The following is a 21,070-nucleotide window of genomic DNA, read 5'->3' on the forward strand; positions in this document are numbered from 1 at the left end:
TTTAAATTTTCTCACCTATTTTTTTTTCTAAAAGGGATTTATGAAAATACTGCAATAAATTACTTTTTATAATTGTAAATTAAGCATTTCTAAAAACTAACATTTATGCGATTTCGAAATTCTATTTATTCTGGCTTTGCATTAGCCTTCTTTGTACTAATGGCCTGTTCGGGTCCTAAAAAAGAATCTGCAACCCTGCTGATATATGGCGGACCTATTTATACCGTAGATTCAACCCAGGCAATGGTCGAGGCCGTAGCAACGAAAGACAATGTCATTCTTTTTGCCGGCAGTCTTGATGAAGCCGAGCAATACAAAAACGATCAAACACAGCTGATCAATTTGGATGGCAGAACCATGACCCCAGGCTTAATAGAAGGTCACGGCCATTTTATGGGATTGGGTTACAATGAATTGAACCTTGACCTGATTAACACTACCAGCTATCAAGAAATAGTAGATGCCGTAGCCGAAAAAGTTGAAACTGCAGCGCCCGGAGAATGGATTACAGGTAGAGGATGGCATCAAAGTAAATGGGAAGAAATGCCCGCCGAAACGGTAAATGGCTTCCAAACGCATGATATGCTCAGTGCAGTATCCCCGGACAACCCTGTTTACTTGAGTCATGCAAGTGGCCATGCAGGATTTGCCAATGCCAAGGCCATGGAAATCGCAGGCATACAAATAGTGTCTAAGGAAGGAATTAACCAATTTGAGGTAGAAGGTGGCGAGGTAATGCGCGACGCGCTGGGAAGGCCAACAGGCATTTTCAACGAGCGCGCCCAAAGTCTGATAACTAAACACATCCCGGCAAGCACCCCTGAAAAAGATGTCAAAGCTTTTGAGCTTGCTGTTGCCGCTTGCCAAAGAAATGGTATAACCGGTTTTCATGATGCCGGTATAGGCAGGGGAACCATCGCACTTTTTGAAGAAATGAAGAACGCGGCTAAAATGAACATCCGCCTGTATGCGATGCTTACCGGCAGGGATAAAGAGTTGCTCAATGAATGGTATACAAAAGGTCCATTGGTAGATCCTGATAATTTATTAACCATCCGCTCTGTGAAATTGAACTGCGATGGCGCCTTAGGATCGCGTGGGGCCTGGTTGTTAGAACCCTATACGGACAGACCAGGACACTTTGGTCTCGAAACGCTGCCCATGGATTTTGTTAAAGAAACAGCTTTGAACGGACTGCAACATGGTTTTCAGGTTTGCTCACATGCTATCGGCGATAGGGCTAACAGGGAAATACTAGACCGTTATGAAGTTGCTTTTGATGAATTACCTGACCTGGCAACCGATCACAGATTTAGAATAGAGCATGCACAGCATATACACCCGGATGATATTCCTCGCTTTGCCGGATTAAAAGTTATCCCAGCCATGCAGGCAGTACACTTGTCCTCAGACAGGCCCTGGGCCATTGACCGCTTGGGTGAACAGCGAATCAAAGAAGGTGCATATATGTGGCAGGCCTTATTACAAAGCGGGATCCCGATTGTTAACGGTACCGATGTCCCTGTAGAACCTTTGAATCCAATTGCCAGTTTGTATGCCAGTGTAAGTAGAAAGACTTTGAAAGGCACTCCTGAAGGCGGCTATGAACCTGAACAGAAAATGACCAGGGAGCAAGCGCTTAAGTCCTATACTTTGGATGCCGCTTACGGTGCATTTGAGGAAGACATCAAAGGTTCTATTTCGGCAGGTAAACTAGCCGATTTTACGATTTATAGCCAGGATTTAATGACGGTAGCGGAAGAGGAATTCTTAAGTACTGTGATAGCCATGACTATTTTTGATGGAAAAGTGGTGTATGCCAAAGGTGACTAAATTAATTAGGTATAAATGATAAAATTCTTTCGTAAAATCCGTCAGCAACTTCTTTCTGAAAATAAGGTGCCCAAATATCTAATGTACGCCATTGGAGAGATTGTTTTGGTTGTCATCGGAATTTTGATTGCACTTCAGATCAATAATTGGAATCAAAAAGAAAATGAACAATCCAAGATTAAGGAATATACCATTTCACTTATCCAAGACCTGGAACGCGATATAGCGATGGCAAATCAAATCATAGGGCAAAATGAAGAAATTGTAGACAGAATAGACAGCTTAAACATATATATTCAAAATCGCAAAATAGCAGATTTCGATAATCTAGTGATGTTATTTTATACGCTCAATAAACCTCACAGACCATACGTATGGAGTAGAACAACCATTACAGAACTTAAAAACTCAGGGAGTTTAGGGTTGATACAAAACGACTCTCTTTCCAAAATGATTTCTGAATATGATGCCTTCACATTCCATTTGGATGATGATTTTATTAATGACAGAACTCAATTTGAAAAAGCCACAGCTTTATCGTTATCCGTTGTAAATCATAACTATCCCAATTTTTATGAAATAAGTGAAAATTTTGTCCCTAATAATAAGGAAAGGGACCCTAGTTTATTTAAATCAAGAGTATATTTAGAAGCGCAAGCAATTAATTTAGGAATAATAACCAGAGATATAGCAGTAATTCAAGAAATGGGTAATAACTATAACATTTTACTGATGTACTTAAGAATAAGAATAGATGTAGAGTTACCTAGATTAACCAAAAATGCCAAAGAAATAATTAAGCTGTTAAAAGCAACATATTTGAATTGAAAAACAGTTGCTAATCGGCCTAAAAGTAAAGGCTGAAACGAATACAAGTCATACCCTTTTATTTAAAACGCTGTCCTTCAGCGTTCATCCCGGTAATCCCTATAGTTTCACCTTCGTAATACTATGGAGAAGGAGCTATCAGGATGTAATTTGAAACTTAAGCTATCAACACCGCCATAATTGTTAATAACTAAAATGTTAAAATATTGTAATTCAAATGGCAAATACGTAACTTCTGTCTCACTTTAAAGTGAAACAGAAATTTATAAAAAACCTTGTTCAGGAACCGGTGTCTTTTAGGCTGCGTTTTCTCTTTTAAAAACAGAATTTTTTAGTCTTTTCACCTACAAACAATACACGATTTTATAATAACACGAAGTACCTTTAGTTGTTATTAGTAAATTAAATTTTAACCGCCAGCCAACCCGCTATTCTGAAATTAAATAACCAGAATATACTTACCAAATAGACCACTGAAAGATAATTTACTTTTGTAAGGTATCATCCTCTCTTACTTAAGTTAATAGTTAAAAGCAGGATTAATTAAATACCATTAACTATGATTACAACAAGAAATCGTAACGAGGTAGAGGTGGAAATAAAAGAAACATTAGGACTGGTGCCTGGTTTCTTTAAAAGTATTCCCGACCAATATCTTGATTACGAATGGCAATTGTTCAAATCACTTGAATTGGGGGAAACCTTAATCCCAAATAAGTACAAAGAGCTTATGGGCGTCGCAATTCATGCGGAGACTAAGTGTGCTTATTGTACCTTATTTCACACGGAAGCAGCAAAACTATTTGGTGCTACCGAAGAAGAAATACAGGAAGCTGTTCATTTTGCTAAGATGAGTGTTGGTTGGAGTGTTTATCTAAACGGCATGAGAACAGATTATGACGAGTTTGCCAATGAGTTTACTCAAATTGGTAATTTTCTGGAAACTAAACAATTAACCCATGCAAATTAAAAAAGAGCAAAGAAACATTTTTCAGATTACATTGACGGGATATGAATTAGCAACCTTAATATCATCGGCCAGATGGATTGCTGAAGGAGCAAAAGGCGAATTAACTTCTGAAGCTACCAATAATCTTAAACAATTATTGAATAACTATGACAACGCAACAAAAATGCTGCATAGCCAATCACCTTCCTGATTAAGACCCATTCGAAAGTTGAAAAGGTTTCTTTTAACCCTGTATTCCATAGCTCAAAAGAAGAAAGAGATGTTTCATTGTGAAAATTTGTAGACAGATGTCAGAAAAAATCTGACATCTGTTTTTTTAGTGGTATTCTAATTACCTTGCTTACAAATTTTTACATTATTAGGGTTTACAATGTAACTAATGCATTAAAACGCCTTACATACTTTCCGTTAGCCTTCATTAGAGACAACTACTACCACATTTGTTAATCTATCTAATGTGAGGTTCTATAATTTAGTCCTTGCTTATTTAGTATAAAGCTATAAAAGATAATTCAGTAACTTGGTGAAGTAACCGCCAACCAATACTTCACTTGATCAACTTCTTTAGAGGGCCGAGCGGAAAGCAAAGGTCTGGTAGACCTTTGCTAACGAGAAGCCAGGTGGTGCGCTGGCCTTAAAGCAAAAAAACTATGATTAAGTTTTTCAGACATATTAGACAACGACTTTTATCCGAAAACAAGTTCAGTAAATACCTACTCTATGCTATTGGAGAAATTTTATTAGTTGTAATTGGAATTTTAATAGCATTAAGTATAAATAATTGGAATACAAACAGGAATTTGAGAAATTTAGAAAATGAACTTTTACATGATATCCGAGAAAATTTGGTTGCCTCCGTCGAAAATTTAGAAATTAACATCTCGTATAACAAAAAAACAGTAACCAATTACGAGAAAATCCTAAGTCACATTAAAGAAGACCTACCTTATACTAATTCATTAGATTCTGCATTTAGTTATATAAGTTATTGGTCAGAACCTAATTTTACCTATACAGCTTATGAAACTCTTAAATCAAAAGGATTAGACATCATTCAAAATGATACAATAAAGAAATCTATTACTGAAATTTATGAGCAAACTTTTCCATTTGTCGTTGATGAATTTAACGCAGAATGGGAATTATATCAAACTTTAGTTTTACCCTTTGTTGTAAAGAATATTCAATATATCAACACTGAAATTGCCAAACCAATTAACTTCAAAGGCCTAAAAAACAATAATGAATTTAAAAACTTGATGGGTTTGAAAATGGTAACTAGAAAAAATTCGATTCAATTTGCTGAAATGACAAAAAAGAAAGCAACTTCTTTAATAGTTAAAATTGATGAAGAATTAGAAAGAAAATAACAATAGGCTCAAAACTCTTATAACTAATAAACACCAATTTCCCTGCTCCGGCCTGGGCTAAGAAAGACCAACTATCTTTTAGTGAAAATTTCAAACTTCAAAACTCAAAATCCAAAAAAATAGGATCTATCTATAACTATTTGGAATTTGATATTTGGAATTTGGTACTTGTAATTTGGTGCTTATTTTATCCCAACCACACCACTTCTGTTACTCTGTCTAATGTGGTGGTCTAATAAAGGTCTCGAGAACTTACCCAAATACCTGATTAAAATCATTGCCCAAGTCAATAGGGTTGCCTAAGTTTTAGATTGGATTAGAATTCTAATTCTACGGTCATGAAAATGATTCGTAAATACAACGATATCAACACATGCAACAACATCGCCTGGTAGCAATCATGTTTACTGACATTGTAGGCTATACTGCCTTGATGGGATCAGATGAGGAACGTGCATTTGAGATGCTCCAGAACAACCGTGATATACATACCCACTTACTAGAGAAATATAATGGTGCGCTTATCAAGGAAATGGGCGATGGGATGTTGATCAGTTTTGATCTTGGCTCTGATGCAGTACGCTGTGCCATTGAAATTCAGGTTGCATGTAGAGAAAAGAATATTCCTTTAAGAATTGGCATCCATGAAGGTGAAGTAATATTTGAAGGATCAGATGTATTTGGCGATGGCGTAAATATTGCCTCCCGTTTACAGTCAACTGCTGAAGTAGGGAGTATTTCAATTACGGGATCTGTTTACCGGGATGTCAAAAATAAAACCGATATAAAAACACAATTTATTGAAGAGAAGTTCTTTAAAAACGTAGATGAACCAATTAAAATATATAATGTCAATTGCGAAGAAGTTCCTGCTACTTGGGGATCAGCCAAGTATTCAGTAAATAAAAATAATCAACGGAAGCCTATCATTGTCAGGCTACTTAAGACAATACCCATAATCATAATAGCCATCACGGTCGTCATCACTATTTTTATTATTTATGGCAGCACAACTATTCCCTTTACCGAGCGGGATTGGATTGTGATATCGGATTTTGAAAATCTTACCGATGAAACAATTTTAGACCACTCCCTGAATACAGCATTTATTCTTAGTATCAATCAATCTCGATATTTAAATGTAATAACCAGGCAGCGAATGATTGAGACTTTAAAGCGAATGGAAAAGGAAAATAGTACGAATATTGACGAAGAGACCGGTAGGGAAATTGCAATTCGTGAAGGAATTGAGATTTATGTCGTTCCCACTATAAGCAGGGTGGGCACCCAGTATATTCTTACAGCTAAAATCCTCGAAGCCCAAACAGCGAATAACCTAAAGTCTGAAGTCCTTTATGCCGAAAACCAGGATGAGATTATTGAAAAATTAGATCAGTTAAGTAGAAAGATCCGGCGTAGCCTTGGAGAATCAAGTTTTAGGATCTTAAACCAGAGTAAACCTCTTAAGAAAGTTACTACTTCTTCATTAGGAGCACTTAAACAGTATTCACTGGGAATTGAAAGTCATCTGCGCCTGGACTTTAAAAAGGCAAAAATGCATTATGAGAATGCAATTCGTCTTGATAGTAATTTTACCTCGGCGAAAGCTTCCTTGGGAAATTTGCTCTTTGAAAAATTTGATCGAAACGAGGGGCGCAAATGGTTGGATAAAGCTATTGTATCAATAAATAATCTTACCGATAGGGAAAAATTTGGCATTCTTGCTTTTTACGCCGTAAATGTTGAAAACGACCTGGACAAGGGTATCGAATATACGGAAAAACGTCTTGGACTATATCCCGATGATCCTGCCGCTCACAATAACCTGGGATGGTATTTTCAAAAACAGGGTCAGTATGATAAGGCTTTGGATGAATATAAAACTACACTTCAGATTAATCCATATATGATGCTTACCAATAGTGGTATAAGCTGGATATATCTGGAGTATTTAGCTCAAATAGATTCTGCCCTAACATGGTCTAATCGCATGATTAAATTTGCCCCGGATAATCCCTGGGGTCATTTTTATCTCGGCTCCGCTTATGTCGGTAAAAATGATTTTGTAAAAGCAGAGGAGGCTTATCTTAAAGCGGGTAGTCTAGATCCAAACTTTTTGATGAATCAATACAGATTGGCACATGTCTATCGGCTTCAGGGAAAGTTTGATAAAGCTATTGACGTTTTGGAGACAATCCTACGGAAAAATCCTCAAGAATCTTCTTCCCACTATGACCTGGGTGTTAATTTAAATTTAATCGGTCAGAGTGAATCCGCCAGGAATCATTTTCTTGAATATAGAAAAATAGCAGAAACCTGGCTGGATGAAAATTCGGATGATCCAAAATCATTTATTTATAATGGCATAGTACGTACGCGACTTGGAGATAAAGCTGCTGGTTGGGAAATAGGAAAAAAAGCATTAGAACTGAATGTGCCGATTTACTTTGAATTTGCTCAATTATTGGCAGTTCTGGACCGAAAAAGTGAAGCCCTTGACTATTTGGAAAAAGCACTTGAGAATGGCTATAAAAACCTGGTATGGATAAAACTCCATCCTGATATACAATTATTACATGAGGAGGTTCGCTACAAAGAATTAATACATACCTATTTTGGAAACCCATAATAGCCTTTTTCATCAAAACATAATTCCTAAACTTATGTCACGCTCTATAATGTAGGAGTCTAACAATTAAGTTAACACGACCACCCCCTCCCTAAATAAATTCCAAACGATATCCAGATAGTTTCACCTTCGTAATACTATGGAGAAGGAGCTATCGGGACCAAAACCCAAAAAAAAATTGGAATTTGTGATCTGTTATTTGTGATTTATTGCTTAAGCTATCCCAACCACCACTACTTCTGTTGCTTTCCACAATGCGGGTAAAAAAAATTGCATTTAAAGCAATTCATTTCATCTCCTATTATCTACGGTATAAATGATTATCTTAGAGTGATCCATGAATCTAAAAAAATACATATCAGAACTCAAAAGACGTAATGTATTTAAACCTGCAATAGCCTATTTAGTAGTGGGATGGGTAATTGCTCAGGTGGCAGATCTTGTTCTTTCAAATTTTGATGCACCACCATATATCATGAAAACCTTGATTTTTGTCTTGATAATAGGCTTTCCGATCAGTCTAATTTTTGCTTGGGTATATGATTTGTCCCCAAAAGGAATCAAGAAAACTAAAAATGTTGAAGAGGTGACATCGGTATCACCAAAATCAAACCATGAGTTCAATAAAAACAGTAAAAAACTGGCAGTGTTACCTTTTCGCAACGTCAGTTCGGAAAATGGCAGTGATTATTTTAGTGATGGACTAACAGAAGAAATCATTATTCGTTTGTCCAAAATCAAGAAACTTGAGATTGCTTCGCGAAGTACTTCCATGCGTTATAAAAATTCAGATTTGGAAATTGGCTTATTGGGCCGCGAATTAAAAGCAAGATACCTTTTGCAAGGTACAGTCCGCAAACGCAATAGTGATTTAAGAATATCAACAGAGTTAATTGATGTGGAAAAGGATTCTGAACTTTGGGCTGAGATCTACAGTGGAAAAATGACTGATGTATTTGAAATTCAGGAAAAGGTATCTAAGCGGATCGTAAAGTCATTGCAACTAAGGTTGAGTCCTAAAGAAAAAGTGGCACTTAGTAAAAGAGCAACGACGAATAGCGACGCATTTGATGCTAACTTAAGAGCTCGCGAGTTTTTGTTTCGATATACAGAGAGCTATATACTCTTGTCTATAGATCTATTTCAAAAAGCAGTTGATATTGACTCAAAATATGCTACTGCATATGCCGGTATGAGTGAGGCCTATGCTTTGTTATATGAAACTCATGATAAAAAATTAATATGGCTTGAAAAGGCCGAGGAAACAGCTTTAAAAGCACTCATCTATGATTCTGGATCATCTGAAGCCTATAGCGCTCTTGGTCTGGTTTATTACAATAAAAATTCACTCGACGAAGCATTGATAGCTGTTCAAAAGGCAATTTCATTTGACCCTGACAATTTTTTTGCCTATTGGATTAGAGGTCGACTTTATAGAATGAAGGACAGAGATTCTGAAGCGGTCATTGATTTTAATAAAGTGTTAGAACTTAATGGTAATTTCCATTCGGCTTATGGTGATCTGCAGATGTCCTATGAAAAATTAGAAGACAAAGAAAATCTACAGAAAACTATTCAACGGGCGGCATTATTTTACCCCGACTATTTGTTGCATAACCCTGAGGACGCCCGTGCGCACCAATTTTATGCTTTCACCTTAGAAAGATTGGGTCGAAGAAAAGAAGCTAAAGTAGAAATGCGTAAAGGGATTGAGATAAACCCAAATGACCTGATTATTATTTATAATGCTGCATGTTTTTATGCATTAACAGGTGATAAAAAATCATCAATTGAAAATCTAAAGAAAGCAATAGATAATGGGTTTGAAAATTTTGAATATATTAAACATGACCCAGATTTATATAGCTTAAAAAAGGAGCCAGATTTCATTGAACTAATACAAGGCAAATAACTAGTTTAAAATAAGTTCGTATAGGGTTTTTAGTCTTAGTCAATTTTATGAAGGGGAAATGAAGTTAACCAACAAGAAGTTCAATCTAGGGCTCATTCATTAGTGTGGGGACCCATTTAATTATTAATTAAATCAGCCTTAATTACAGCAAGACCTTGATATTTGGTTTAACGCTAGAGAAATTATTTTGAGATTGTACGCCGCATTTATGCTTAAAAATTTTTTAGACGAATACGCTACGATATTATTGAGAAAAAAAATATTTTCGCAATTCAATAACTGAAAAAAATAAAAAAACGATATAAAAAATCTATCATCCCTTTTTTTAATATTTCCAATAGTGGTAGGTTGTGCTGATAAATTAGATTAAACAGTTTGAATTTTTTGAAAAACTCGTTGTATGCATAAACGTTTATACCTTGTTATCTTTTTATTATTGAGTTGTTTAACAAAAGGGATGTCTCAGGAAGGTGAAAAATTAGGTTCCTGGTATGTCTATAATGGTTTTTTTAATTTCTCTCCTAAATTTGAATTGTTTGCAGAGACTCAAATTAGAACTTGGGAACCTGCGAACAACATACAGTCTTTTTTTATCAGACCTTTTTTTAATTTTAATCTCAATAAGAGCTTACAATTAGGGATTAGTCAAGAATACCATACCTCTTGGTCTTATGAAACAATATCAGAAAATAAAATAAGAACTGAAGAATATAGAACCACGCTTCAAGGGATACTATCTCACAAAATAGATCGTGTTTCGTTTCAACATAGGTACAGATATGAATTCCGCTTTTTGGACGAAAGCGGTAAGCAACGGACCAGGTATCGCTTACAGCTAGGGATTCCCATAACAAAAGATGTGATCACGAAAGGTGTTTGGTTTGCAACTGTTGGTAATGAATTAATGATTAACACGAAGCCTAAGTTCGATATGTCCCAGAATAGAGCTTATTGCATGCTGGGTTATCAATTTTCTAAAAGCACTAATTTTCAATTTGGCTACATGTATATTTCTCAACCAGATAAAGATAATTTGCATCGACTGCAGTTCTTTGTAACTCAAAAACTTTATTTTTTTGATCGAGGATAACTTTTCATAAGAAGTAAAAAAAGGCATAAAATATTGTGTAATGTACATATTTCTTTTTTGGAAGTCTATTAAGTTTTTTATGTAATGTTGAAGTGGTTTTAGTTTCAACTTTAAAAGGGAAGCTGCGAACAAAAGATAAAACGCATTTTATTAAGGTCGTTGGTGGTCAATAAAAGGTTACATATAAAACCTTGACATATTTTACTAAAAGGAAAGATTAAATTAACTTATGGCAGAATTCTAAAGAATGATATTAGATTCAAATGAACAAACCCACTAAACATCAGAGCAAGCAGCGCAAGCTTTCAGCTATCATGTTCAGCGATATTGTAGGATATTCCTCGTTGATCGGAAAGGATGAGCAAAAGGGATTGGAACTTCGCGAAAAAAATAAGAAAATACACAGGGAGCTTATTCTAAAAAACAAAGGTGTTTTATTAAAAGATATAGGCGACGCCATTTTAGGCAGTTTCCAAAGTGCCTATGATGCAGTTACCTGTGCTGTCGAACTTCAACAATCAGTTAAGGACATATCCAACCTAAGGTTGCGGATCGGGATTCATGTTGGTGATGTAGTATTCCAGGATGAAGATGTATTTGGGGATGGCGTAAATATCGCCGCTAGAATACAAAATGTTGCAAATCCCAATTGTATATGCGTTTCAGAGCGAGTACATGCTGACATAAGAAACAAACCGGAAATTGAAAGTAAATACATTGGAACCAGGAAGTTAAAGAATATAGATACCCCAATTGCAATGTACTCGATTGAATATGCTGGATTTGGTGGTACGCATCCCATAGATGTTATGCTAAAGCGTGCAAAATTGCGCAATGCAATTGGTATTATTTCCTTGCTTCTTATTATTATCCTTGTCACCTGGTATTTTACATCCTCAAGAAAATCTGATTTAACAAAGACTTCAATAGGCAGCGAAAAACCCCTTACTACTACCCGGAATGTATTAAAAATGGATGTTACATGGTCGCCAGGCGGAAACATGTTCGCTTATGCCATGCATAATGGTGAAAATGTTAATATCCAATTTGAATCAAAAGAAGGAGGGAATAGTATATCCCTCACGAATGAACCTACTGACGAAACTTTACCGCGATGGTCACCGGACGGATCAAAAATTAGTTATTTATCAGATCGAGGTTCTGGATTCGATCTCTTTTGGCGACCCTCCACTGGAGGTCCAGAAAGAAAAATAGCTGAAACTAATTTGCACTCCATAGAAAATTTTGGGGAATCCCTTTTAGCAATGGGTGCTATGCCCTGGTCATCTGATGGAAACAGAATCATTTTTCCCAAATTGAGTAAATCAGGTGAAATTAGTCTTTGGGAAGCTGATCTTTTGTCTGGCGATGAAAAGCAGCTGACTTTTCCTGAACCAGGTGGAATTGACCTATCGGGATCACGATCTTTCGATGACCAGCAAATTGTATTTATGAGAAATGGTAATCTTTGGCTCGTTTCTAAGGGAGGGAAGGAGATGCCATTGCTGGAAGATGAATTCCCCAATAGTCAGCCAACCTGGGCTACAAATCCCGATATCGTTATCTTTTCATCCAACAGGAATGGGGCTCCACAAATATGGCAAATGTCGATTTCTTCAGGTAAGTTAGAACAGCTGACCTTTGGTGAAATTTCCAAATTAGGTCCGGTAGTGAACAGAAAAAGCGTCCTTTCCTATCATAATTTTACCCACACTACCGATTTGTTTTTATTGAATATGAATGAAATTGAAGCAACCCAAATGACTTTTTATAATGGGTATAATTTTCATCCGAGAATTTCTCCTGATGGAGAAAAATTGGTTTATCAATCGGCTCGAACAGGCAATTATGAAATATGGATGTTCGATTTATCTTCTAACCAAGAAATTAAATTAACAGATCACAAGGGATTAGACATCAAGCCAGACTGGTCACCAGACGGTAAGGAAATTGTGTTTCTTTCCCAGCGGAATGGTGAATGGATACTTATGAAGCTTAACCTGGAAAACAGGAAAACAGTGCGGTTAACCAAAGAACCCATCGGGTTGCCCAATTTTATTTATGATTATGCTATGAATGTCCGTTGGTCACCAGATGGGAAATCTATTGGCTACCTGGCCCATAGTGATAAAGGCCGTTCTCTATGGACTGTTGATAAAGATGGAGAAAACCAAAAAGTTGTGATTGAAAACATTCATAGTTTTGACTGGTACCAGGGAAGTGATATGGTGGTATACAACAAAATTGCTAAATCCAGGTCAGAAAAATCAGAATTAAGGATACGCAATTTGAAGACAGCTAAGGATACAGTATTGTATAAAGAACGTTTGACGGAAATATTTGTCAAGGCAGATGGCACTGGAGTTGGTTTTATCCATGGTCCCGGCCATTGGAATATGGACGTTTATTTGCTTCCTCTAAAACGTCCATCACAAGAAACAGAATTTCCAACTCCTATAGGGAAACCTATTCAACTGACCAATGGGGAAGGGAAATGGCATGCGCACAATTGTGCCTGGTCTCCTGATGGAAACACAATGATTTATGTGAGAGATGAGGATTTCGCCAATATTTATCAAATAACTGGTCGTAAATTCTGATCGGGCCAAAAAAATAAGTTCATTGCCCAATTATAGACCTAAAACTTTGTAAATAAAAGCAGATCTTAGTGAAAATTACAACCCCCAGCAAAAACTATGAAGTAATACTACTCTATTGCTTCGTACTGCTCATAGCCATGGACGCTAATGTTCACTATGTCCAACCACGATTACATCCGTGAATCAATCTAATCTGGTGGTCTTATTTTTAAACGCATTGTAGGTATGCTATTAGTTATAGTATCTTAGTCTATATAAAAAATTATAGATAATAATTATATCTAGTTGTTAAACACACGCTTGTTCTTATCTTATTAGCCTAATTCTAATAGTATGTTTTATTGATAACTCTATGAAAAATGTGTTAATCTGTGGTGCAGGAATGTCGGCTACCGATCTGATTTCGTACATGCTTGAGCATGCCGAAGAATACAACTGGCATGTAACGGTAGGTGATATTTTAGTAGAAACCGCAAAAATGAAAATTGGTGGTCATCCAAGGGGGAAAGCGGTATACTTTGATTGCTATGATGATACAATTATGGAGCGTTATATTAGGGATGCAGACATCGTAATCTCGTTGTTGCCTCCTGGAATGCATGCTGCTGCGGCAAAAATTGCACTTCAATATAATGCACATGTGGTAACGGCTTCATATGCCAGTCAGGAAATGATAGATATGCATGAAGAAGCAAAAGAAAAAGGCCTCATATTTCTAAATGAATTAGGAGCTGATCCGGGTATTGATCATATGAACGGAATGCGTTCTATAGATAAAATCAGGAAAAAGGGAGGGAAGCTATTGGCATTTACATCATATTGCGGAAGTTTGGTTGCCCCTGAAAGTAATGATAACCCATGGGGCTATAAGTTTACCTGGAGCCCAATTAACGTAATCACGGCAGGTAGTGCTGGAGCTTGTTATTACAAAAAAGGTAATTTTCGTTGTATTCCCTATCATCGTTTATTTACAAATCCAAAAGTTATAAGTATCCCTGGTTTCAGAGAGTTTGAAGCGTACGAAAATCGCGATTCCGTAGTCTATAGAAAAAAATACAAGCTTGATGACATTCCAACATTTATTAGGGCAACATTGCGTTATCCTGGTTTTTGCGAAGGATGGAAGTTTTTTATACAATTAGGGTTAACGGCCAACAACTATCATATTGAAGGCAGTGAAAACATGACGTACCGCCAGTGGGTTGCATCGTATTTACCAGATGATGATACAAGTCTTGAAAATAGACTTGCAGACATCTTGCATATAGAAAGAGGTGGAGAACTGCATGAACAATTGCTTTGGACAGAACTTCTGTCTGACAGACCAATTAAGCGGATAAATGGAACGCCTGCCGAAATATTATTGGATTTACTGATGGATAAGCTGAAATTTAAACATGGCGACACGGATATGCTGGTTTTTTACGAGAGGATAGAATACAAACTCAAAGGTGAATTATTTGAACATATATCTTATTTGGTAACAAGAGGCATGGACTATAGGCATACCGCCATCTCTCGTACTGTAGGATTGCCTGCGGCAATTGGTGCAAAGTTAATCCTTAACGGAGAAATTAAAAGCCGTGGTGTGTTGTTTCCATGGACCAAAGAAGTTTATGATCCTATCCTGGATGAGCTGACGGAACTAGGCATTGCTTACACCTCGCAAGATAATAAGATTGAGCATTCGCATTATAAATAATGGGGATGTGTAGCTGCTTATCATCTGCTATTAAAAGCTTCCAGGAAGTTTTTTAAATGGAAAATCCTGATTATAGATTAGGACAATTAATTACTATTGCGATTTGTTATTTGTGATTTTCATCTATCCCTACAACTACTTTTTAATTAAATTCCAAAATACATCCCGATAGCTATCGGGACCAAATTCCAAAAGAGTGGGTACGCCAATAATTTATAGGAATTTGTTATCCCCCCGCCAGGGCAAGCGTCTATCATTGTGTGCATTTTTATGGAGCACAGAGCGACCCAATTAATTTACCTTCCCGGAACAAAGACATTACAATTGAGGACAAGAATGTGATTTGGCTACCATGGGTTACAGCAATTGGGACTGTACACCGTCCTAATGGAAATGGCGAGGAGGCCTTGTTTGTAGGAGGAACCAAGAAAGTGGGCAAGATTAGAATTACTGATTAAGAATAGATATTCAAATTCAAATAATCGTTTTTAAATTTACCTTCAGGGTCCAATTTTTTACACAGCGCAATGAATTCAGGTAGTTTTTCATATCTCGAAGCCAATATGGATGGGGATATTGAAAAAAGTTTCCCCCAATGCGGGCGGTATTGAAAGGGTTCCAGTTCCTTTTCAATCATAGTAATCAATTCCCCAACTTCTTTCGGGTTTTGCTTCCAGGTGAAATGTATGGCAACACAATCCTGTTGGTAACACGGACTCATCCATAAATTGTCAGCTGCTATGGTCCTGATTTCTGTAATCATCAATTGAGGATAAATTTCCTCTCGTCTTTTTTCCAAAGCCAAAATGGCCGCTAATGCTTTTTCTTTTGGTACAAAAAATTCAGATTGCAACTCTTCCCCACTACTAGGGGTAAATCCCATTTTAAAATGTGGTAACCTGTCATACCATGGACCTGGAACACCCATCTGTTCCGTGCAATTCTCTGAAGAAAGTTTGGTAATAGGATGTAAATTACGCTCTGCAGCTTTGGCTCCAAAATAATCATTCCCTAATTCTTCTATCCGGTCATCAACCTTCCTTTTCACCCAAACCTGACTTATTAAGTTGTCTTGCCAATCTGTAAACAGGCTTACAGAATAACCCCCGGAGAGTATGGCATCAAAATTCTCTTTTAAGGATTCAAGAGGTAGATTTTGAAAAACATCCTGACGCACCTCAAAAGTCTTCTCCATATCCAAAGTAACTTTTGTTATGATGCCAAGAGCCCCAAGATTAACAACGGCTGCATGCAGCATGTTTTCGTCCTCTTCCCTGCTTAACCTAATAATATCTCCATTTCCGGACACCAATTCAAGTCCACTAACGGCGGTTGCCAGGTTTCCATTACCTACGCCCGAACCATGGGTTGCCGTAGCACAGGCCCCGGCTACCGAGATGTGCGGCAGGGATGCTAAATTATGAACCGCATAACCCCTTTCATAGAGTTCAGGTGCAAAATCTCCATATTTTGTTCCTGCCCCAACCGTGACCGTCATTGATTCCTTATCAATTCCTATCACTCCCTTCAGGTTCTTCGTAGAAATCTGGTTTAAGGGACTATCAGCAATATTGTTAAAGCAATGACAAGAACCTAAGGCCTTCTGTGCCTGAAGCCTTTTAATGAGCCCTTGTAGTTCTTGTACCGAATTGGGCTCATAGAGGTTTTTAGCCTTATAAACATAATTCCCAGCCCAGTTCTTGCGCAATACTAAAGGTTTTGTTTCTTTTATCACTTTTTCCTTGTCCGATTTGCAAGAGGATAAAGGTACTAAGGCTGTTGCGGTGGCAAAAGTGGCAGTTGTTCTTATGAAGTCTTTTCTTTTCATGATTATGCCGTAATTATTTCAGTTCAATAATTAATTCTAAATTCTCATTAGAGCCTGTCATTTCCCAATGTCCTAAGGAGATAGGTATATTTCCAATACTATTTAACTTATCAAAAAAGTCTTTAAGTATAAATGGTTTTTCCTCCTCTTCCAAGTGTTTGGCATAGGCCGCCATGGCGTTTTCCAAAAGATACTTTCCTGTAATATAACTGCTGCCGTATCCTGGTTGCCGAAGGTACAGATGCTGTTCAAAAATAAGTAACTCCTTTTCCGTTTTCATCCATCCCCTGGGCGTATACTCCGAGTGTATTCCCCCGGCCTCTTCCATCGTCATTTCATTGGCGTGCGCGTACAATGACCCCAAACCTCTTGCAGCCCTCTGCGCGATCATAATATACACGATTTCCCTGGCCCTGGGACTATCATCATAAAGGCCGGCTTGCATAAAGATTTCTTCAACGGCGGTAGCTGTACCCTCATTTCTGGAATCAAAAATATTATATAACAATGGACCGCGACGTATTTCACTTTTATGAGGTTCAAACTCCATCCTGGCTAATTCAAACCAATGATAAAAATGTGAATACAAAGGCCTGGGGTCATAATGTTCTCCTATTAGGAAAAAGTTTCGTTTCTCCCTGGGAACATATTCACCAAGATGTTCGCGTAAGGCAGGCTCAAAATATGGCTTTACAGTTACTATTTCCTGCTCACTTAAAAAGCTGATTAGGCTATTCGCTGCATCATCTGCCAACTTCTGGTAAGCTTCCGGTGAGTTAGCATCTTCTAATGCCGGTAAATCTCTATTCTTATGTTCTTCCAATTTTAAGGAAGTCCAGGCCCTTGCCAGCTCTCTTTTCAAAATCATGACCTCATCCTCCCACGTCAAAGGAACAAGGTGTACATTTTGAAGGTACCATGTGTAATTTTCCTTTCCAATACCTGAAGGTCCGGTTTTAAAACCCGATTGTTCCTTTAACCACAATACGAAATTATCTGTAGAAGCAATGGCCTGGTCTATGACCGATACTATTTCTTTATCAGCTTTTATTTCTTCTTTTTCCTTAAACTTTTTTAGGACCTTACTTTGTTCCTGGAGTTCTCTAATACCCGTAATCCACAAATCTTTGGCATTACCGGTCAAATTCTTTCTAGCCTGTTCATTTAAACCGGGGATTACCTTAAGATCTTTTATAAGGCGTGTTCGCTCACTTTCGGATAAAGGATAACTGTAGGTCCATAATTCTGTAGTTCCATGGTGGGTGGGGCCTTCATGGGCCGGAACATCACTTTTATAGGTCCAAACAGACTTATAAAAAGCCGGATCTCGTTCCCAGGGCTTAAGAACTCGATAATTGAAATCATAGCCATTCATTTCGGCCCATACTATCATCCAATCAACTTGTTGTTGGACAGACCATGAAGTAGTATCTATAGCCAGCAGTTCAGCTCTTAACGTATTAAACTGGGGTTGTCTTTTCTCAAAAGCAGACAGTGTATAATCTGGTACGCCATTCAATTCAGGTGGGTTTTCAAATGACCTCCATTTACTAAACAGACTTGCCAAAGCCTCATATTTATTACTGGTGTATTCTGTTTGTGAGGGTGACTCTTCCTTTTTTGGTGAACAGCTTACAAACAGGAATGAGATGAGAGCCATTAAAGTGAAATATTTCATATTGGTTTTGTATTTGTAATTTCTAAATATATAAATTCCTGTTTCTCCTATAAAACTCTTTCCCATTTAAATTGATTTGGCTTATATGTTGGAAAGCATAGTCCTTAGTATCAGGCTTTTTTTGAATAATTCCCTTATCATCTTTGAACAAGGCCCTAATGTGCCAAAGGGATCTCCCCCGTTTAAGGGTAACTTACCCCCGCCGACAAACGCGACATCTGTAACCCTTTATAATGTGCGCTTTTAAAACAAAATATGCCACATAATTTGGATTCACAAAAATCTTTAGGTGTCATTAAGATATATTATCTTAGTTTACATAAGAGGGAGTTCATGAAGTACTATATCCCATTGTTGCATTAATTTATAAACCATCTCTTAAACCAACATTTAAACTGTAACATTTTTATTTATTAATTATCTATCCATAACAGAAACTTCAAGCAAAAAGCAAATGAAAAATTTACTGTTATTATCTCTCTTATTTCTAAATCTTAACTCTTGTGTAAATAATAATACTGAAAAGGGTAGGATATTAATTATCGTATCAAACACAGAGGACATGGGCGACCCGGAAAAACACTTTGCCGGCAACAATCTCTGGGAAGTAGCACCTCCATACCATATTTTTGTTTCTCACGGATATAAAGTTGATTTTGTTTCGCCAACTGGCGGAAAGGTTCCTTTCTCAATGGATCCTCTTGGAATTAGCAGTTATACCATAAAATATGAGAATTTTAGCGATAATGTTGAAAATTCACTTACACCAGACATGGTAGATTATAAAAGCTATAAAGCCGTTTTTATTGGTGGTGGATATGGCTCATTATTCGATGTGGCCAATAACAAAAATTTATTATCAGTTATAGCTAATATTTACGAAAATGGAGGAATAGTTGGAGGTTGTGGACACGGACCTGGTGCTTTTGCAAATGTCAAACTTAGTAGTGGTGAGTACATGGTAAAAGGGAAGAAAGTGACTGGTTTTCCAAATTCAACCGAGATTACTAAAACCTGGGCTAAAGAAGGAACTTTATTACCAGTAATGTTGGAAAATCAATTGAGGGCAAATGGCGGAATATTTCAATCCAAAACTGATTTGAATGATAAACACGATGTAGTAATTGACCAGAGAATCGTGTCGACCATGTTTCTACCCTCTTCGGCAATAGTTGCAAAAGAAATGATTAAACAAATAGAAAACTAATGCTATCACAGTATAAAATTAATTGCTAATGCAAGCCTGCTTACGAAAACCCTCTTACGCCCAAAAGCAAGGCAGTTCTGGATTTACTAGTTGAGTTTGTATTTGCTAAATTTAATGTTTAAGAAACACAACTTACTTCATACAAACCGTTATCTATTTAGCCTCCTAAAAGAACAACCCCCGCTGGCGCGAATGTCAAGCTCGTGCCTTTTCCCTACCAGCCTTCCCCATTAAGGTATCCATATTGAAGGGCTTAACTTAAATGGTAACCACCAAGTAAAGTAACATCGGTTATGGTATATAATGAGGTGGTCTTCTATTTAAATATTATTAGACTGGTTTTAAGTCTCTTATATTAATTCATTACCTTAGGAAGTACAACCAGCTACTACTTCATATGATCAACTTCTTCAGGAAAATTAGACAATCCCTCTTAACTGAAAACAAATTCGGCAAATACCTTATTTATGCCGTTGGCGAAATCATCCTTGTGGTTATCGGGATTTTGATTGCCATATCTATTAATAATTGGAAGGAATCCTTAGAATTAAAAACAATAGAGCGACAGGTGTATAACGATGTTCTACAGGAATTACGCACCGATTTAGCTGAAATTCAAGATAAACACCGAGATAATCAAAATCATTTGTCAAGATTTCATTATGGGAGTGAAATAATCTTAAATGATTCTCAAATGAAATTGGCAGATACCTTAGGCCTGATAGCCATGGAACTTACTCAATTTTCGGATTTCAATAAGAATAAAACTACATATGATGCTCTTGCCGAAAGTGGTAAACTTGAATTGATCACTAACAAGAATATCCTTAGACAATTGCAACAGTTGGGAAATCACTACAATTATATTAATCGATTGGAAAAAAATAATGAGCAGGTAATGTATATGACTATACCAAAATTATTTGATTATATAAGAATGAATCCATTTAAGGTAATTAAACCTGAAGAACTATATAGTTATCAGTTTCATAACACTATTGAGGCTTTTATTCATATAGGAGAAGAAAAGGATCGTCTATATGAGCAAGCAAAAAAGAATTTAGACAACTTAATTGTTTTGTTGGAAAAAGAGTTAGAATAGTCCCGCCATAGGCATGCATTAACTTTTTTACGTTCGTTGGCATATCGGTGCCGTACCTCAGGTAGGTGGATAAAAACCTAGTTGTTCGATCAAAATCTTTGCTGCTTGCTCATATAAACCAACCACTACTACATCGGTAATTGTATGGTGCGGACAATGGTACCGGGAAAAACGCCATTTGAAAAGATTATTATTAAATCATCGTTTCGAAAAGTCCTATAAAACGAATGTTTCTTGGGACATTCACTAATTTCCATTATAGTCCAATATAATGGCCGTTTTATAGAACCTGTAATCGGGTATTATACTCGAACATTTTCA

The 21,070-nt window shown here is 36.9% G+C and carries 15 protein-coding genes; 13 read left to right on the forward strand and 2 right to left on the reverse strand.

Going from position 1 to position 21,070, the window contains the following annotated elements; genetic code table 11:
* The first annotated feature begins 105 nt into the window (after nucleotides 1-105).
* The 11 genes from ABJH90_RS03340 (at nucleotide 106) to ABJH90_RS03390 (ending at nucleotide 15,392) form a co-directional block, all read left to right on the forward strand.
* Complete coding sequence (locus tag ABJH90_RS03340; protein ID WP_348142437.1) at nucleotides 106-1,833, forward strand: amidohydrolase; 1,728 nt, start codon at nucleotides 106-108, stop codon at nucleotides 1,831-1,833.
* 15 nt (nucleotides 1,834-1,848) lie between these two features.
* Nucleotides 1,849-2,661: a DUF6090 family protein gene (locus ABJH90_RS03345; protein WP_348142440.1), complete on the forward strand. Its 813-nt coding sequence runs from the start codon at nucleotides 1,849-1,851 to the stop codon at nucleotides 2,659-2,661.
* A gap of 559 nt (nucleotides 2,662-3,220) precedes the next feature.
* Nucleotides 3,221-3,631: a carboxymuconolactone decarboxylase family protein gene (locus tag ABJH90_RS03350; protein ID WP_348142443.1), complete on the forward strand. Its 411-nt coding sequence runs from the start codon at nucleotides 3,221-3,223 to the stop codon at nucleotides 3,629-3,631.
* Entirely contained in the window at nucleotides 3,621-3,821 is a 201-nt protein-coding gene (locus ABJH90_RS03355) for a hypothetical protein (RefSeq protein WP_348142445.1), read from the forward strand. The genes ABJH90_RS03350 and ABJH90_RS03355 overlap by 11 nt, the downstream gene beginning before the upstream one ends.
* A 460-nt stretch (nucleotides 3,822-4,281) precedes the next feature.
* On the forward strand, nucleotides 4,282-5,001 hold the full coding sequence (locus ABJH90_RS03360) for a DUF6090 family protein (protein WP_348142448.1): 720 nt from the start codon (nucleotides 4,282-4,284) through the stop codon (nucleotides 4,999-5,001).
* Between the two features lie 373 nt (nucleotides 5,002-5,374).
* Nucleotides 5,375-7,630, forward strand: a complete 2,256-nt coding sequence (locus ABJH90_RS03365) for a tetratricopeptide repeat protein (RefSeq protein WP_348142451.1) — start codon at nucleotides 5,375-5,377, stop codon at nucleotides 7,628-7,630.
* A gap of 337 nt (nucleotides 7,631-7,967) precedes the next feature.
* On the forward strand, nucleotides 7,968-9,542 hold the full coding sequence (locus ABJH90_RS03370) for a tetratricopeptide repeat protein (RefSeq protein ID WP_348142454.1): 1,575 nt from the start codon (nucleotides 7,968-7,970) through the stop codon (nucleotides 9,540-9,542).
* A 400-nt stretch (nucleotides 9,543-9,942) separates the two neighbouring features.
* Entirely contained in the window at nucleotides 9,943-10,632 is a 690-nt protein-coding gene (locus ABJH90_RS03375; protein ID WP_348142457.1) for a DUF2490 domain-containing protein, read from the forward strand.
* A gap of 263 nt (nucleotides 10,633-10,895) precedes the next feature.
* A complete protein-coding gene (locus ABJH90_RS03380) occupies nucleotides 10,896-13,232 on the forward strand; it encodes a DPP IV N-terminal domain-containing protein (RefSeq protein ID WP_348142460.1) in 2,337 nt (778 codons plus the stop codon).
* Nucleotides 13,233-13,584: 352 nt separating this feature from the next.
* Nucleotides 13,585-14,934, forward strand: a complete 1,350-nt coding sequence (locus ABJH90_RS03385; RefSeq protein WP_348142463.1) for a saccharopine dehydrogenase C-terminal domain-containing protein — start codon at nucleotides 13,585-13,587, stop codon at nucleotides 14,932-14,934.
* A 260-nt stretch (nucleotides 14,935-15,194) separates the two neighbouring features.
* A complete protein-coding gene (locus ABJH90_RS03390; protein ID WP_348142466.1) occupies nucleotides 15,195-15,392 on the forward strand; it encodes a hypothetical protein in 198 nt (65 codons plus the stop codon).
* Here the strand turns inward: ABJH90_RS03390 and ABJH90_RS03395 are convergent.
* Both ABJH90_RS03395 and ABJH90_RS03400 read right to left on the reverse strand, forming a co-directional pair.
* A complete protein-coding gene (locus ABJH90_RS03395) occupies nucleotides 15,389-16,762 on the reverse strand; it encodes a D-arabinono-1,4-lactone oxidase (protein ID WP_348142469.1) in 1,374 nt (457 codons plus the stop codon). The two genes, ABJH90_RS03390 and ABJH90_RS03395, sit on opposite strands and share 4 nt — an antisense overlap.
* A 13-nt stretch (nucleotides 16,763-16,775) precedes the next feature.
* Complete coding sequence (locus tag ABJH90_RS03400) at nucleotides 16,776-18,506, reverse strand: hypothetical protein (protein WP_348142472.1); 1,731 nt, start codon at nucleotides 18,504-18,506, stop codon at nucleotides 16,776-16,778.
* Between the two features lie 388 nt (nucleotides 18,507-18,894).
* Between ABJH90_RS03400 and ABJH90_RS03405 the strand changes: the two genes are divergently transcribed.
* Together ABJH90_RS03405 and ABJH90_RS03410 are read left to right on the forward strand one after the other, a co-directional pair.
* Nucleotides 18,895-19,647, forward strand: coding sequence for a type 1 glutamine amidotransferase domain-containing protein (locus ABJH90_RS03405; protein WP_348142475.1), 753 nt, complete (start codon nucleotides 18,895-18,897; stop codon nucleotides 19,645-19,647).
* 397 nt (nucleotides 19,648-20,044) lie between these two features.
* A complete protein-coding gene (locus ABJH90_RS03410; protein WP_348142478.1) occupies nucleotides 20,045-20,749 on the forward strand; it encodes a DUF6090 family protein in 705 nt (234 codons plus the stop codon).
* Nucleotides 20,750-21,070: the final 321 nt, after the last annotated feature.

The sequence above is a fragment of the Eudoraea sp. genome (assembly GCF_039969275.1).
Lineage (GTDB): Bacteria > Bacteroidota > Bacteroidia > Flavobacteriales > Flavobacteriaceae > Eudoraea.

Bases quoted from the DNA above. Each gene is read 5' to 3' on its own strand.
- ABJH90_RS03340 (WP_348142437.1), top strand. From the start codon at position 106: ATGCGATTTCGAAATTCTATTTATTCTGGCTTTGCATTAGCCTTCTTT.
- ABJH90_RS03345 (WP_348142440.1), top strand. From the start codon at position 1,849: ATGATAAAATTCTTTCGTAAAATCCGTCAGCAACTTCTTTCTGAAAAT.
- ABJH90_RS03350 (WP_348142443.1), top strand. From the start codon at position 3,221: ATGATTACAACAAGAAATCGTAACGAGGTAGAGGTGGAAATAAAAGAA.
- ABJH90_RS03355 (WP_348142445.1), top strand. From the start codon at position 3,621: ATGCAAATTAAAAAAGAGCAAAGAAACATTTTTCAGATTACATTGACG.
- ABJH90_RS03360 (WP_348142448.1), top strand. From the start codon at position 4,282: ATGATTAAGTTTTTCAGACATATTAGACAACGACTTTTATCCGAAAAC.
- ABJH90_RS03365 (WP_348142451.1), top strand. From the start codon at position 5,375: ATGCAACAACATCGCCTGGTAGCAATCATGTTTACTGACATTGTAGGC.
- ABJH90_RS03370 (WP_348142454.1), top strand. From the start codon at position 7,968: ATGAATCTAAAAAAATACATATCAGAACTCAAAAGACGTAATGTATTT.
- ABJH90_RS03375 (WP_348142457.1), top strand. From the start codon at position 9,943: ATGCATAAACGTTTATACCTTGTTATCTTTTTATTATTGAGTTGTTTA.
- ABJH90_RS03380 (WP_348142460.1), top strand. From the start codon at position 10,896: ATGAACAAACCCACTAAACATCAGAGCAAGCAGCGCAAGCTTTCAGCT.
- ABJH90_RS03385 (WP_348142463.1), top strand. From the start codon at position 13,585: ATGAAAAATGTGTTAATCTGTGGTGCAGGAATGTCGGCTACCGATCTG.
- ABJH90_RS03395 (WP_348142469.1), bottom strand. From the start codon at position 16,762: ATGAAAAGAAAAGACTTCATAAGAACAACTGCCACTTTTGCCACCGCA.
- ABJH90_RS03400 (WP_348142472.1), bottom strand. From the start codon at position 18,506: ATGGGAAAGAGTTTTATAGGAGAAACAGGAATTTATATATTTAGAAAT.
- ABJH90_RS03405 (WP_348142475.1), top strand. From the start codon at position 18,895: ATGAAAAATTTACTGTTATTATCTCTCTTATTTCTAAATCTTAACTCT.
- ABJH90_RS03410 (WP_348142478.1), top strand. From the start codon at position 20,045: ATGATCAACTTCTTCAGGAAAATTAGACAATCCCTCTTAACTGAAAAC.